This window comes from Roseibacterium elongatum DSM 19469, from assembly GCF_000590925.1.
Lineage (GTDB): Bacteria > Pseudomonadota > Alphaproteobacteria > Rhodobacterales > Rhodobacteraceae > Roseibacterium > Roseibacterium elongatum.
Genome location: NZ_CP004372.1, coordinates 922,434 through 937,855, shown reverse-complemented (window position 1 = coordinate 937,855; position 15,422 = coordinate 922,434). Strand labels below are relative to the sequence as shown.

Genomic DNA, 15,422 nt, shown 5'->3' with positions numbered 1-15,422 from the left:
CCTATCGCGTTGCATCGGGCCTTTTGGGCAACAACCCGATCTGAGCGGGGCCTTTCAGGAGGCGGCGATCGATGCGCGGGCTCAGGCGATGGCGGATCAGCGCCACGGGATGCGCGCGCAGCGTCAAGCGCATCGACACGTAATCCTCGACCACCTCTTCGCCTTGCGTCATGCGGGGCAGATGGGCGGCGGGCTCCACGATCGCTTCGCCATCCAGATCGCCGGCGAACAGGGGCAATTCACGCTTGGGGGTCAGGGCCCGTGCCGCCCATAGCGCCGCGCGCCGGGTCAGGCCCAGGCTGGCAAAGGCGTCGGCCTCGGCCAGAATGGTCAGGCTGCGCGCGTCCAGGCCCGCGCGCCGCCAGACATCCTCGACCGAGGTATAGCCGTTGCCGCGCGCCGCGATCAGCCAATCGGCGTCGTCCTCGCGCATCGACTTGATTTGCCGAAACCCCAACCGTAGGGCCAAGTCGCCTGTCTCGGTCCGCTCTATCATGTTGTCCCAGTGGCTGCGATTCACGCAGATGGGCCGTACCTCCACCCCGTGTTCGCGGGCGTCGCGCACGATCTGGGCGGGGGCGTAGAAGCCCATGGGCTGGCTGTTGAGCAGGGCACAGGCGAAGATGCCGGGGTGATGCCGTTTCAGCCAGGCGCTGGCATAGACCAGCAGGGCGAAACTGGCGGCGTGGCTTTCGGGAAAGCCGTAGCTGCCGAAGCCTTCGATCTGGGAAAAGCACCGCTCGGCGAATTCGTCGTCATAGCCATTGGCGCGCATGCCCCGCAGGAACCGGGTGCGAAATTCGCTGACATTGCCATGCTTCTTGAAGGTGGCGAGCGCGCGGCGCAGGCGGTCGGCTTCTTCCGGCGTGAATCCCGCGCCGGTGATGGCGATCTGCATCGCCTGTTCCTGGAACAGCGGCACGCCCAACGTCTTGCCCAGCACGCGGCCCAACGCGTCCGAGGGAAAGCTCACCTCCTCCTCGCCGTTGCGGCGGCGGATGAAGGGGTGAACCATGTCGCCCTGAATGGGGCCGGGGCGGATGATCGCGACCTGGATCACGAGGTCGTAGAAACAGCGCGGGCGCATGCGGGGCAGGAAGTTCATCTGCGCGCGGCTTTCCACCTGGAACACGCCCAGACTGTCGGCGCGGCACAGCATGTCATAGACCGCCGGGTCCTCGGGCGGGAGGGTCGCCAGCGTGTAATCGGCCTGATGATGCATCGCCAGCAGGTCGAAGGCCTTGCGCACGCAGGTCAGCATCCCAAGGGCCAGCACATCGACCTTGAGGATGCCGAGCGCGTCGATGTCATCCTTGTCCCAGCAGATGACGGTGCGGTCCTCCATCGTGGCGTTCTCGATGGGGACCAGTTCATCAAGGCGGCCTTCAGTGATGACGAAACCGCCGACATGCTGGGACAGGTGGCGGGGAAAGCCGATGATCTCCTCGATCAGGCGGATGGTCTGTTTCAGGCGCGGGCTGTCGGGGTCGAGGCCAATTTCGCGCATGCGGTCCATCTCGGGGCCGGTTTTCGACCATGACCCCCAGATCTGGCTGGACAGCGCCGACAGCACATCCTCGCTCAGCCCCATGGCGCGGCCGACCTCGCGCACGGCACGCTTGCCGCGATAGTGGATGACGGTCGCGCACAGGCCCGCGCGGTGGCGGCCATAGCGTTCATAGATGTGCTGGATCACCTCTTCGCGGCGCTCATGCTCGAAATCCACGTCGATATCGGGCGGCTCGTTCCGCGCCTCGGACACGAAGCGTTCGAAGACCATGGTCCCGATCTCGGGCGAGACACTGGTCACGCCAAGCGCGTAGCAGGTGATCGAATTGGCCGCCGACCCGCGCCCCTGGCACAGGATGCCGCGCGACCGGGCGAAGGCGACGATATCGTGGACGGTCAGGAAATAGGGCTCGTAACTCAGCTTGGCGATCAGGCGCAGCTCGTGTTGTAGCTGTTTTTGCGCACGCTCGGGGATGCCTTGGGGATAGCGCCAGGCCAGCCCCTCCTGCGCCAGTCGGGTCAGGCGTTGGGCGGCGGTTTCGCCATCGGCGATTTCCGAGGGGTATTCGTAGCGCAGGCTGGCGATGTCGAATTGCAGGCGCGCGGCGATCTGCGTCGTGCGCGCAACCGCGTCCTCGTGGCCGGCGAAGATCCGGCGCATCTCGGCCTCGCCGCGCAGGCGCTGTTCGGCATTGGCCTGCGCGGCGGTGCCCAGATCCTCGACGCGCAGCCCCTCGCGGATGCAGGTCAGAACATCGGTCAGCCGCCGCCGCGATCCGTGATGCATCAGGGGCCGGGCCGAGGCGACGGTGGGCAGGCCCAGCCGGTCGGCCAGTCGCGCGGCGGCGTCGAAACGCGCGGCATCCTGCCCGTCATAGCGCGGCGCCATCAGCAGGCTCATCTGTGGCCCGAGCGCGCGCACCAATCGGTCTGCCGGGCGTTGCCAGTCGGGGGTGGCGCGGTCAGGCGCGTGCAGCAGCAACTCCAACCCCCGCGCCTGCCCCAGCAGGTCATCGACATGCAGCACGCAGTCGCCCTTTTCCGCGCGCAGTTTGCCCACCGACAGCAGGCGGCACAGGCTGGCCCAGCCGCTGCGGTCGCGGGGCAGGGCGGTCAGGCGCAGCCCGTCGGCCAGTGTCAGACAGGCGGCGGGCAACAGGCGCGGCACATGGTCGATGGGCGCGCGCGGCGGATCCGGCAGATGCGCGGGCTTGGGCGGGCCGATCGGGTCGGTGCGGGCGGATTTGGCATCGGCGATCTCTTCCTCGATCTTGCGCAGTTCGGACCACGCCCGCACCACGCCCGCGACCGAGTTTTCATCGGCAATCGCGATGGCCTCGATCCCCAGCAGGGCGGCACGCCGCGCGTATTCCTCGGGGTGCGAGCCGCCCCTGAGGAAGGTGAAGTTCGAGGTGATGCTCAGCTCGGCGAATCCCATGGGGATGGATTATATTCACCTTTTGTTCTCATTTGGAGTCGGTGTCAGCGCAACTCGAATTCCGTCAGGACGCGGGCATAGATGTCGCGCTTGAACGGCACGATCAGATCCAACAGGTCGCGGCCCGTCATCCAGCGCCAATCGGAAAACTCGACATCTTCATGGGTCAGGTCGATCACGTCATCCCCGGCATCCAGCCGCATTAGCACCCACTTCTGCGTCTGGCCGCGATACTTGCCGCGATAGGGCAGCACCTCGGGCGGGAGGTCGTAGGGCAGCCAATCGGCGGTTTCGCCCAGGACGGTCACATGCTTGCGCTTGACCCCGGTTTCCTCGCGCAATTCGCGCAACGCCGCCGCCACCGGGGTTTCGCCGGTGTCGATCCCGCCCTGCGGCATCTGCCAGGCGGGGGTGTCCATGTCGGCACGTTGGCCGGCAAAGACACGGCCCTGCCCGTCCGTCAGGACCACGCCCACGCAGGGGCGATAGGGCAGGGCCGCGATCTCGTCCGGTGTCATCGGCCTAGTTGGCGCTTGGGCCAAGGGCGCCAAGACCGGTGAGGATGTCGATGGCATAGGCCAGTTGATAATCCTCGTTGCGCAGGCGGGCCGTCGCCTCGGCCTCGGCACGCTCTTCCTCGCGCTGGCGCAACTCGTCCTCGGTCAGGGTCGAGTTCTGCAGTGCGCCGCGCAGCGATGCCTCGGTCCGGGCGGGGCGGTCTTCGTCCTCGGGCATCTCAACCGGATCGCGCTGTTCGACGATGATGTCGGGGGCCACGCCAAGGGCCTGGATCGAACGGCCCGACGGCGTGTAGTAAAGCGAGGTCGTCAGCCGCATTGCCCCGTTGCCCGGCAACGGCATGACCGATTGCACCGACCCCTTGCCAAAGGTATTCGTCCCCACGATTACGGCGCGGCGATGGTCCTGCAGGGCGCCGGCAACGATCTCGCTGGCCGAGGCCGAGCCGCCATTGACCAGAACGACCATCGGCAACCCGTCGATCAGGTCACCGGCGGTGGCGTTGTAGCGTTCGCCATCGGCGGCTTCGCGCCCGCGGGTCGAGACGATCTCGCCGCGTTCGAGGAAGGCATCGGACACCCGGATCGCCTGACTGAGCAGCCCGCCGGGGTTGTTGCGCAGGTCCAGAACGACGCCATTGAGGTTTTCGAGGCCACCAACCTCGGCGATCATCTCCTCGAGGCCCTCGGCGAGGTTCGGGAAGGTCTGGTCATTGAAGGTCGACACCCGCAGGATCGCGGTGTTCCCCTCCAGCCGGTGGCGCACGGCGGTCAACTGGATACGGTCACGGACGATGGTGACGTCAAAGGGCTCGTCCTCGCCCTCGCGGACGATGGTGATCACGATCTCGGACCCGACCGGACCGCGCATCAGGTCGACGGCCTGTTCCAGCGTCAGGCCAAGCAGGGCCTCGCCATCGACATGGGTGATGAAGTCGCCAGCCTCGACACCGGCCTCCATCGCGGGGGTGTCGTCCATCGGCGTGATGACCCGAACGAACCCGTCTTCCTGCGTCACCTCGATGCCGAGGCCACCGAACTCGCCACGGGTCTGCACCTGCATGCTGTCGAAGTCACGCGGCGGAAGATAGCTGGAATGCGGATCGAGCGAGGTCAGCATGCCGTTGATCGCGGCTTCGATCAGGGCGGCCTCGTCCACTTCCTCCACGTAATTGCCACGGATGCGTTCGAATACGTCGCCGAACAGATCCAACTGCTGGTAGACCGAGGCATTGCGCGCGTCTTCCTGCGCCAAAAGGGGGCCGGCCACCTGCGTGGACAAAAGCACGCCCCCGGCGATGCCTCCGATGGCTGCGACGATCAGCTTGTTCATGGGTTTGCGTCCTTGTCCGTCTGTCGTTCGTTCCGTCTGTTCTGCGGGGCCCGTGCGGTCAATCGATGATGAACCACTGGCCCGGGTCGACCGGGCTGCCAGCCTCTCTCAACTCCATATAAAGCGTTTCCGACAATCCGGCACCACCGCCTTCCGCGTCGGAAACGATCAATTCGCCGCCAGTGGCCACCGGCCCTGGCATCAACCCGAGCGCGGTGTCACCGCCGACCAGTTGGCCCGCGACGACATAAAGATCGCCCAGACCGCCCAGGACCAGCAGGTAATCTGCATCGGGTTCAAGAATAATGACATTCCCGTAATCCAGCAGCGGCCCGGCGTAGCGGATCGTCGCGGGCCAGGGCGCCGTGACGAGGGCGCGGGGATAGGTGGCCAGCACGATACCGGGGCGGCGCACGCCGGCGGCATCCGTTTCATCATAGCGGCGCAACAACGCACCCAGCACGGGAAGGCGCAACGCGCCGCGCGCCTGCGCAAAGTCCGGCCGATCGGCGGCATCTGCCCTGGGATCGGCGCTGAGGATCTCGGCGAAACTGTCGAGCGAGTCGGCGTTTTCCAAGATCTGGCGCATGGCCTCGGGGTCGGTGTCAAAGCGCGGCGGCAAGTCCCGGCGATCGGCAATGGCCTGTGACAGGTCCGCGCGGGCCTGCTGGGCCCCCTCCAGCCCTTGGCCCAGTTGCCGCAGGGCGTTTTCCTGCAAGGCCCGGAGCAGGGCCAGTTCTTCGAGCTGGGCGCGCAGCGCCATCGCCTGATCGGCGACGGCGGGCGCGACCTCGGACACGATCATGCCGGATCGGGCGGTGCCCACCGGCCCCTCGGGGTGCAAAAGCAAAAGGGGGGCCGGGGCGGCTTCGATGGATTGCAGCACGGCCAGCAGGCGGGCCAGACGATCCCGCTCGGCCTCGAACAGCAGCAGGATGGTCCGTTCGCGCAGGGCGGCCTGCCGAACGCCGCCGCGCATCGCCAGGAGGCCCTCCTCGTAGGCGCGCACGGTTTGCGTCAACGCCTCGACCCGGTCGCGCGCGCTGCCTGCGTCGGCCAGGGACGCGGCGGCCTCATCCAGCAGCCGCGCGGCGCGGGCGGCGGTTTCGGCGGCATCCGTCTGGGCCAGACCCGTCCCGCCGGTCAGCAACGCGGCTGCAAGCAGGATCGCCTGTGCCCACAGCTTCATGTGAGCAGGCTTTGGCCGGTCATCTCGGCCGGTTGCGGCAGGCCCATCAGCGACAGAAGGGTGGGCGCCAGATCGGCCAGTTTCCCGCCAGGCCGCAACTGCGCCCCCTCGGGGCCACCCACAAGGATCACGGGGACGGGGTTCAGCGTATGGGCGGTATGCGGGCCGCCGGTCACGGGATCGACCATGGTTTCGCAATTGCCGTGATCGGCGGTGACGATCATGGCGCCCCCGGCCTTTTCCAAAGCGTCCAGCGCGCACCCAAGACCCGCATCCACCGCCGCGCAGGCGGCGATGGCGGCATCCAGATCGCCGGTATGGCCGACCATGTCGGGATTGGCATAGTTCACGACGATCAGGTCATAGTCATCCTCGATCGCCGCAACGAGGTGGTCCGTCACCTCGCCGGCCGACATTTCGGGTTGCAGATCGTAGGTCGCCACCTTGGGCGATTGCGCCATGTAGCGCACTTCGCCCTTCTCGGGCGGTTCCTTGCCGCCGTTCAGGAAAAAGGTGACATGGGGATATTTCTCGGTCTCGGCGATATGGAACTGCCTGAGCCCGTGCTGCGACACCCATTCGGCCAGCGTGTTCACGATCTGCTGTTTGGGAAAGACCGTGGTCATGTACCGATCGTGGCTTTTGGAATAGTCGACCATGCCCAGCTTGCCCGCCAGATCGGGGCGCGCGCCCGTGTCGAACCCGTCGAACTCCGGGTCGCCGATGGCGGCGAGAATCTCGCGGGCGCGGTCGGCGCGAAAGTTGAGGCAGAACACGCCGTCACCATCGGCCATCCCGCCATAGTCGCCCACAACGGTGGGCTGGATGAACTCGTCCGTTTCGCCGCGCCCATAGGCCTCGGCCACGGCATCGGTCGCATTGCCTGCTACGTTTAGTGTGCCCTCGGCATCCTTGCCGCGCACCATGGCGTTGAACGCGCGTTCGACCCGGTCCCAGCGCTTGTCGCGATCCATGGCAAAGTAGCGCCCAATCACTGTGGCAATGCGCACGCCCTCGGGGCTGTTGGCCTGAATATCCTCGATGAAGGTGCTGGCCGATTTCGGCGCCACGTCGCGCCCGTCGGTGATGGCGTGGATGCACACCGGCACGCCCGCCGCTGCGATGACCCGCGCGGCCTCGGTCATATGGGTGTACTGGCTGTGCACGCCCCCGTCCGACACCAGCCCGAACAGATGCGCCGTGCCGCCGGTTTTCTTCAGGGCCTCGATGAATTCGACCAAGGCGGGTTCGTGCGCGAAACTGCCATCCTCGATAGAGGCGTCGATGCGCACGAGGTCCATCATCACCACACGCCCGGCCCCGATATTCATGTGCCCGACTTCCGAATTGCCCATCTGCCCCTCGGGCAAACCAACTGCCCGGCCATGGGTGGTCAGCGTCGCATGCGGGCAGGTGTCGTGGATCCGATCGAAATTCGGCGTTGCCGCCAGACGCGGGGCGTTGTCGGTCTCGGTCGGCCCAAGGCCCCACCCGTCGAGAATGCACAGGACAACGGGGCGCGGTCGGCTCGGCGCGGGGTTGGGCATTGTCAGTCCTTCAGATTGCGTTTCCGTGAAATAGCCCCGCCGCGAGACAGGCACAAGGTCATCGGCGGGGCGGGCACGGGCCTGTCTGGCCTGAAAAAGCGCGCGTTCCGGTCGCTGCTTTTTCTTGATTACAAGTTGCAGACACCTTAAAAACCACGGCGACGGTATTCCCCGCACTTATTCATACCCCAAGGTTTTTGCCATGAGCTACAACTCCAACCCGCTTTACTCGCAACAGTGGCACTTTAACCTGATCGGCGACATCGAAACCATCTGGGCTGAGTATTCCGGCGATGGGGTGTTGGTGGCCGTCTACGATGACGGGGTTGAAGACACGCATGACGATCTGGACGGCAACTACGACTATGGTTCCGAGCTTTCGTACGATAACGGCGACCCGAACTTTTCGGGCGATGCGCACGGTACCAGTGTTGCAGGCATCATTGCGGCCGAAAACAACAACGAGGGCGGTGTCGGCGTTGCCTGGGGCGCGGATCTGGTCGGGGTCGATTTCCTGAACGACGCATTCGGCAGCGCGGCGTTGCGCGATATGTCCCAGTTCGACGTCATCAACAACAGCTGGGGCTACAGCGGGTTCTACTCGACATTCGATATCAACGGCGGGGGATGGGCGTCGACCTTTGCCGCCGACATGATGTTCGCGGTCGAGAATGGGCGCGGCGGTCTCGGCTCCATCGTCGTGAAATCGGCGGGTAATTCCGGCCGGAATGTCGACCACAGCTCGCAGAATGATCCGTTCAGTGTCTTGCACGAAGCCATCATTGTCGGCGCGACTGATGCCAATGGCTTCACCGAGGACTATTCGAGCTACGGCGTGAACCTGTTGATCACCGCACCGTCGGCGGCTGTGACCACCGACCGCGAGGGTTTCGCAGGCTATGAGGCCGGCGACTACAATTTCGGCTTCAATGGAACGTCGGCTTCGGCCCCGGTCGTGTCCGGTGTCGCGGCACTGATCCTGCAGGCCAACCCGAACCTCGGGTGGCGGGATGTGCAGCAGATCATGGCAATGTCGGCCTCGCATACGGGCTCGGCCTATGGCAGCGCTGCGGCCGGTTTCGAGGATTATAGCTGGTTCGCGAACGGGGCCGATAACTGGAACGGCGGTGGCATGAGCTACCATAACAACTACGGCTACGGCATGATCGATGCCTTCGCCGCGGTTCGCATGGCCGAGGTGTGGTCCGAGTTCTTTCCGGTGCCGCAGGACTCGTCCAACGTTGTCGAAAGCCTCAGCTACTATACCTCGCCCGCGTTTGCCGAAACGATTTCCTCGACCCAGCCGCCGGTCGTAGACACGATCTTCGTGTCCGAGACGATGGATATCGAGCATATCTATGTCATCGTTGATGGCAGCCACAGCTGGTCTGCCGACCTGGAAATCGTTCTCACCGCGCCCGACGGGACCGAGTTCATCCTGAACGACAACAATGGCGGCTATACGGATCGCTTCGGCAATTTCATCGAGGGCACGGCATTCGCCGGGTACACCTTCGGCGTGACCGCTGCGATGGGCATGGACAGCTACGGGCTATGGACCATTACCATCAGCGACACCGTTAATCTTGATGACGGTCTCTATACCGGCTTCGGCCTCGAATTTGCGGGCACGACGCCCGACAATGATGACGTCTACCACTTCACCGATGATTTCCTGTCCTATGAGGCCGTTGAGGGCACTCGTGGCGACATGACCGACACCAATGGCGGCACCGATTGGCTGAACCTTGCGGCGGTCACGGGTGACGTCCTGTGGGATGTCGGGTTGTTCACGGGCGTCCGATTCCTGGCCGTTGACACCGTGCGCTGGGTGGATTTCGGCAACGACGAGATCGAGAATATCGCGACCGGCGATGGCGATGACGATATCTGGGGCAACGACTACGGCAACATTGTCATGACCGGGCGTGGAAACGATAGCGTCTGGGGGTCCTTCGGCGACGATAGCGTGTATGGCGGCGCCGGCAACGACACGTTGCGCGGCGCGTATGACGACGACATGCTTCTCGGGGAAGAGGGCAATGACACACTCGAAGGTGGCACCGGCAGCGACACGCTGAACGGTGGCCTCGGCAATGACGAGTTGAGCGGGGAAAGCGGCGCCGACCATTTCATCTTCGATGGCGGCAATGACTGGATCCTCGACTTCACGGCCGAAGACCTCGTGTTCATCGACCCTGCCATCTGGGGCGGCACCATTGCCGGCCTTCTGGCTGGGGCTCAGACGATCAACGGCGATCTGTTCCTGGATTTCGGGTCCGGCAACAGCCTGACCTTTGCGGGGGTCACCAACACGAGTGAGCTTCAAGGCAAGGTTCTCTTCGTCGGCGAAACACCGCCCCCGCCGGTCACGACGCCCAATGCGATCACCATCGACATTTCCGCGGCCGGTCAGGCGGCCGGTCTTGCGTTGCAGGATGTCGAGGGGGCGCTGTCGGACCTCGTGATCGACGCCGAGATCCAGGCCGGGCAGACGTCGACCGGGTTCACCAGCATTTCCGTCGGCGGTGGAGAGACGATTGTCTACGCGGTCACGGGCACCGGACTGACCTATGGCACCGACGCGTTCGGCACTTTCCTGACTGGCGGCACGGTCACCAATGTCAACGTGACGATCAACGGCACGTTCGTGGGCAGTTTCTCCGGCACGGTCGACGCTGCGCAACTGTCTGCTGCAGCCTTTGCCGAGGTTGGCGGCTCGCTGGGCGCGCTCGAGGCGTTCTTCAGCGCCGTGAACTGGACCTATAACGGCTCGTTCAACAACGATATTCTCCCCGAGGGCTTTCTCAGCGAGGACGGTGTCCCGTTCGCGCTCAACGGCGAAGACTCGCTCAACCTCGGCGGCGGCAACGATTCGGTGTTTCTCGCGAACGGTGATGATTTCGCCAATGGCGGCGATGGCGATGACAGCATCGGTGGCGGCGACGGCAATGACACGCTCGAAGGCGGCAACGGCACTGATACGCTTGAGGGCGGGTCTGGGTCGGACACGTTGGAGGCGACGGGGGGCAATGGCAACCTGCTGCGTGGCGGGGCCGGCGACGATGTGCTGATCGGCGGCTGGGGCTCCGATATCCTGCAGGGCAACGATGGCGCGGACAGTTTCTCGGGCGGGACCGGGGCGGACGATCTCTATATCGACGGTCAGGACACGTTCTTCGACGGCGGCGGTGGCTATGACCGGCTGATCGCGGTGGATCCGGGCGGCGTGAACGTGGCGCTGTCGGGCACCAATATCGAGCGGGTCATCGGCGGCACCGGCGATGATGTCTTCGACGGCACCGGCGTGGCCCTGGGCCTCGTGATCTCGGGCGAAGGCGGCAATGACACGCTGACGGGCGGCTCGGCGACGGACCAGGTGTCGGGCGGCGCGGGCGACGACGTGCTGATCGGCGGCGGCGGGGACGATTTCCTGTTCGGCGACGGCGGCTCGGATTCCTTCGAGGGCGGCGCGGGCGACGACCGGTTCTTCGCCGAAAGCATCGACCAGTCCTTCGATGGCGGGGCCGGGTATGACCGCCTGTTCCTGCTGGACAACGGCGATTTCACCTTCGCGCTGGCCGGCACGGGGATCGAGCGGGTGAATTCCGGCGATGGCAACGACGTACTGGACGCCACCGGCGTGACGGACGCGGTGGTTCTGTCGGGGGCCGGCGGCAACGACGCGCTGACCGGCGGGTCGAACAACGACGTGCTGGCGGGGGGCGACGGGCAGGACACGCTGGAGGGCGGCTCCGGGTTCGACTCGTTCTTCGGCGGGGCCGGGGCGGACAGCTTCGTGTTCGAGGACGGCAGCGGCGTCGACTTCCTCGTGGGCTGGGAAGACGGGCTCGACCTGCTCGATTTCAGCGGCCACGCGCAGGTGAACGGGCTGTCGGACCTCACGATCACCGACAACGGCGTCAACAGCCGGATCGAGTTCGCCGACGGCGACGCCCTCATCGTCATCGGATACACCGGCGGCTTCGACGCGTCGGATTTCGACTTCGTGTAGGGTGCGGTTCGACATACACGTCTCGATCAGCATGCCTGGCTGGGCTACATCGGTGTGACGCACAGATTATTCCAGCCGGCGCGCTTGCGGTGACCTTATCGTTGAATTACCGCAAGCTCGAACGGTTCTGGATTTTCGCGACAACCCCAAGGCGTTGACATGCTATCGAAATACCTGTCGGCCCTCGGCAACAGATCAGCGCGCATTGACCCCGTCGATGCCATACGCGATCTTTTCGACGCTTCATTCTACGGCGTGAATTCGTCCGAGCCGGCCATAAGCGATGACGAACTCGCCCGCCACTACCTGGATGTCGGATGGAAGCGTGGCTTCGATCCGGCACGTTGGTTTTCAACCAAAGGTTATCTCGACGCGAATCCGGATGTTGCCGAAAGCGGCATGAACCCCTTGCTGCATTATGCACTCTATGGACGCGCCGAAGGGCGCGCGCCCGTGCCGCCCGAAGGAAATCCGACCCATCCGCTTCAACGGTCCGGATCAGTCAAACCCTCGGACTACGATGCTGTCACACCGTGGTTCGATCAGGCTTTCTACCGGGCCAGCTTTCGACGAGCAGACGTGCCCGACGATCCGATCGAACACTACCTGTCGGAAGGATGGCGCGAAGGTCGAGATCCAGTGCCGTGGTTTTCCACGCGCCACTATCTTGCAACGAACGAGGATGTCGCAGAGGCCGGCGTGAACCCATTCGTTCACTACTGTCTGACTGGTCGCTTTGAGCGTCGCCGCCTGACGCCGCTCGGTCACGCGGCCCAGGGACTCTACGACGCGCATCACAGCGCCCTGTCTCCAGGCCCATTTTTCGAAGACGTCGACCCGTCCATCGGTGTCGATGGAGAGCCTGCTGCGATGGTTCTGAGCTACTACCTTCCGCAATTCCATCGTCACCCCGTGAACGACCGGCATTGGGGAGATGGCTTTACCGAATGGCGCAACCTTCCACGGGCGCTGCCCCGGTTCGAGGGCCATCTGCAACCGCGCGTGCCACGCGATCTGGGGTTTTACGATCTTTCTAACAGGGACGTCCTCAAGCAGCAGATCCAGATGGCGCGGGCTGCCGGAATTCACGGGTTCTGTTTCTATCATTACTGGTTCGACGCAACGCGCGTGCTCGACGACCCGGTCGAGGCGTTCCTGGATGACCCGAGCCTCGAGTTTCCGTTTTGCCTCATGTGGGCGAACGAGAATTGGACACGGACGTGGGACGGTGCGGAAACCGATGTGCTCCTGGCGCAAACCTATGATCCCGATCACGATGATGCCCTCGTGGCCGATTTCGCCCGGCATATGATCGATCCCCGTTACATCCGGCTTGAGGGCCGCCCGTTACTGTTCCTGTATCGTCCCGGCCATGTTCCGAACGCCAAAGCCACCATCGCGCGCTGGCGCGAGATTTTTCGGCAAACGCATGACCTTGACCCTCTGGTCTTCATGGCACAGGGCTTTGGCGACACCGATCCCGGGGACTACGGATTGGATGGTGCCATCGAGTTTCCGCCGCACAAATTGCTGAACGGGCTGGATCCGATCAACGACAGTCTTTCTTGGATCGACGATCGGTATAGAGGCCATGTTTTCGATTTTGACGCGGTTGTCGAACGTTCTGTCGGGGAGCCGGCGCCAGATTTTCCATTGATCAAGACCGCAGTGCCCTCGTGGGATAACGAGGCGCGCCGCCCCGGACGGGGCATGATCCTGCATGGCGCGGCTCCGGATAAATTCGAGGCATGGATGCGTCAGCTGGTCGAGCACGCGCGGCAACATCCGGTGTTCGGGCATCCTATCGTCTGCGTGAATGCTTGGAACGAGTGGGCAGAGGGCGCCACCCTCGAACCTGATGTTCACCACGGGGGCGCCTATCTCAACGCCTTGGCGCGAGCCACGTTCGGCAAGATGGGATCGATCCGAGGATCCAACCTCCAGGTTTTGCTGGTCGGCCATGACGCAGAGCGGAATGGTGCGCAGATGCTTCTGCTGCACATCGCTCGGGTCCTCTCCGCCAGGATGGGCGTCAAGGTGCATTTCCTGCTTTTGCGCGGTGGGCCGCTTTTGCCGGATTACGAGGCCATCGGCGAGGTTTTCCTGGCTGACCCCGGTGCGTCGGAAGAAGACCTGAGGTTGCATCTGGCGCGCCTGCACATGCACGGCGTCCGCTGCGCTTTGACCAACACGGTTGTCGCTGGGCAACTCAGCCCCGAGCTCAAGCGCGCCGGGATGCGGGTTGTTTCACTGATTCACGAATTGCCGGGGATCATTTTGGAAAACGGACTGGAGGACGCGGCGCGGCGGGTTGCGGAACACGCCGATCAAGTCGTCTTCCCCGCAGTCATTGTGAAAGAGCGTTTCGAAAATCTAACCGGGCCGATTTCGAATTCGGCTGCGATCTCGCCGCAAGGGGCTTATGCCGAAAGGCCCGAAGCCGATGATTTGGCGCGTGAAGCAACGCGTGCGGAACTGGGCGCCGACGCGGCGAACAGTATCGTGCTCGGCGTCGGTTATGGCGACCTGCGGAAGGGGCTTGACCGCTTTGTTGCCGTAGCGCTTGCCGCGTGTCGCGCAGACCCCGGTCTGGTTTTCGTTTGGGTCGGATCGGTGGCGCCAGAGATGAAAATCTGGATCGAACCGGACATCGTTGCGGCCGGGTTGGCCGATCGGATCCGCATTCTCGGGCATCAGGAGGATGTCGGGCGGTTCTACGCCGCGGCCGATCTTTTCTATCTTTCGTCGCGCGAGGATCCGTTCCCCTCTGTCGTGATCGAGGCGCTTGCATGGGGTTTGCCGGTCGTCGGGCATCGCGGGTGCGGGGGCTGTGACGCCTTGATCGAACGACACGGGGTTCTTTTGGACAGAGCCCTTACAGAAGGCGTGAGCGCTGCGATCATTGACGCCGTGAATGTGCCGCCGGAGGTTCGCGCCACGCAGGCCGCTGCGCGTAAGCAAGACGTCGAAACCTCGTTCGATTTCTCCACCTACGTTTTCGACCTGCTGCAGCGGCTTGTCCCGGATTTGCCATCCGTGTCCGCTGCCATCCTCAGTTACAACTACGAACGTTACATGCCGCTGCGTGTGAATAGCGTGCTTGCGCAAACCCACCCGCTCAGAGAAGTGTTGCTGCTTGATGATGCGTCCCGCGATGACAGCGTCACGATCGCCTGCGATGTGGCGAGGACCGCCCGGCGCGAAATGGATGTCGTGGTTAACGAGACAAACTCCGGCTCGGCCTTCCGGCAATGGCGGCGCGCTGCGGAAATGGCACATGGCGAATACATCTGGTTGGCCGAAGCTGATGACATTGCCGACCCGGAGCTGGTCGCAACTCTGCTCCCCCGAATGACCAAGTCCGGTGCGATCATCGGGTTTTGCGACAGCACGCGCGTGAATACCCAAGGCAAGGTGATATCTGACAGCTACATGGCGCACCTCGATGATATCGAAGGTGCCGATTTCTCGAACCCCTTCGACATGGACGCCGAAAGCTTTCTTCGCAGCTGCCTTTCGATCAAGAACGTCATCCTCAATGCATCGGCGGTCGTGTTCCATCGGGGCGCGTTGCTCGCTGCTTTCGAGACGTTGGGCGATGAACTGGACTCGTACCGCATCGCAGGTGATTGGCGGCTGTACGTGGAAATGTGTCTGACGCGCTCCGCAAAGGTCTGTTACACGCCCCAAAGCTTGAACGCGCATAGATATCACGAGGACAGCATCACCCAGACTACCGACATAAAGCGACATCTGGACGAGATCACGCGCGTGCAATCGACGGTTCGGAACCTTGTTGATCTCGCGCCCGAAACCATCCTCCAACAACACCGGCACTTTGAAAGCTGCCGAGATTTCCTGGGTGCGCCATGA

The 15,422-nt window shown here is 63.9% G+C and carries 7 protein-coding genes; 2 read left to right on the top strand and 5 right to left on the bottom strand.

Features of this window, described 5'->3' with window-relative positions:
• Position 1: 1 nt before the first annotated feature.
• Genes ROSELON_RS04490 through gpmI form a run of 5 tightly spaced genes read right to left on the bottom strand, consistent with a single transcriptional unit; the run spans position 2 to position 7,534 of the window.
• On the bottom strand, positions 2–2,947 hold the full coding sequence (locus ROSELON_RS04490) for an error-prone DNA polymerase (RefSeq protein ID WP_025311233.1): 2,946 nt from the start codon (positions 2,945–2,947) through the stop codon (positions 2–4).
• 44 nt (positions 2,948–2,991) lie between these two features.
• Positions 2,992–3,465 (bottom strand): RNA pyrophosphohydrolase, encoded by a 474-nt coding sequence (locus tag ROSELON_RS04485; RefSeq protein WP_025311232.1) that lies wholly within the window; start codon positions 3,463–3,465, stop codon positions 2,992–2,994.
• Between the two features lie 4 nt (positions 3,466–3,469).
• Positions 3,470–4,798 carry a S41 family peptidase gene (locus ROSELON_RS04480; RefSeq protein WP_025311231.1) on the bottom strand — a complete coding sequence of 443 codons (1,329 nt, stop codon included), beginning with the start codon at positions 4,796–4,798 and terminating at the stop codon, positions 3,470–3,472.
• A gap of 58 nt (positions 4,799–4,856) precedes the next feature.
• The gene (locus ROSELON_RS04475) at positions 4,857–5,987 is read right to left on the bottom strand and encodes a murein hydrolase activator EnvC family protein (protein WP_038650179.1); all 1,131 of its coding nucleotides are present in this window, start codon (positions 5,985–5,987) and stop codon (positions 4,857–4,859) included.
• Positions 5,984–7,534, bottom strand: a complete 1,551-nt coding sequence (gene gpmI, locus ROSELON_RS04470) for a 2,3-bisphosphoglycerate-independent phosphoglycerate mutase (protein ID WP_038650176.1) — start codon at positions 7,532–7,534, stop codon at positions 5,984–5,986. The genes ROSELON_RS04475 and gpmI overlap by 4 nt, the downstream gene beginning before the upstream one ends.
• A gap of 202 nt (positions 7,535–7,736) precedes the next feature.
• Between gpmI and ROSELON_RS04465 the strand changes: the two genes are divergently transcribed.
• Both ROSELON_RS04465 and ROSELON_RS04460 read left to right on the top strand, forming a co-directional pair.
• Positions 7,737–11,549, top strand: a complete 3,813-nt coding sequence (locus ROSELON_RS04465) for a S8 family serine peptidase (protein WP_025311228.1) — start codon at positions 7,737–7,739, stop codon at positions 11,547–11,549.
• Positions 11,550–11,708: 159 nt separating this feature from the next.
• The gene (locus ROSELON_RS04460; RefSeq protein ID WP_025311227.1) at positions 11,709–15,422 is read left to right on the top strand and encodes a glycoside hydrolase family 99-like domain-containing protein; all 3,714 of its coding nucleotides are present in this window, start codon (positions 11,709–11,711) and stop codon (positions 15,420–15,422) included.

Coding starts and splice junctions, on each gene's coding strand:
- ROSELON_RS04490 (WP_025311233.1), bottom strand. CDS start 2,947: ATGGGATTCGCCGAGCTGAGCATCACCTCGAACTTCACCTTCCTCAGG.
- ROSELON_RS04485 (WP_025311232.1), bottom strand. CDS start 3,465: ATGACACCGGACGAGATCGCGGCCCTGCCCTATCGCCCCTGCGTGGGC.
- ROSELON_RS04480 (WP_025311231.1), bottom strand. CDS start 4,798: ATGAACAAGCTGATCGTCGCAGCCATCGGAGGCATCGCCGGGGGCGTG.
- ROSELON_RS04475 (WP_038650179.1), bottom strand. CDS start 5,987: ATGAAGCTGTGGGCACAGGCGATCCTGCTTGCAGCCGCGTTGCTGACC.
- gpmI (WP_038650176.1), bottom strand. CDS start 7,534: ATGCCCAACCCCGCGCCGAGCCGACCGCGCCCCGTTGTCCTGTGCATT.
- ROSELON_RS04465 (WP_025311228.1), top strand. CDS start 7,737: ATGAGCTACAACTCCAACCCGCTTTACTCGCAACAGTGGCACTTTAAC.
- ROSELON_RS04460 (WP_025311227.1), top strand. CDS start 11,709: ATGCTATCGAAATACCTGTCGGCCCTCGGCAACAGATCAGCGCGCATT.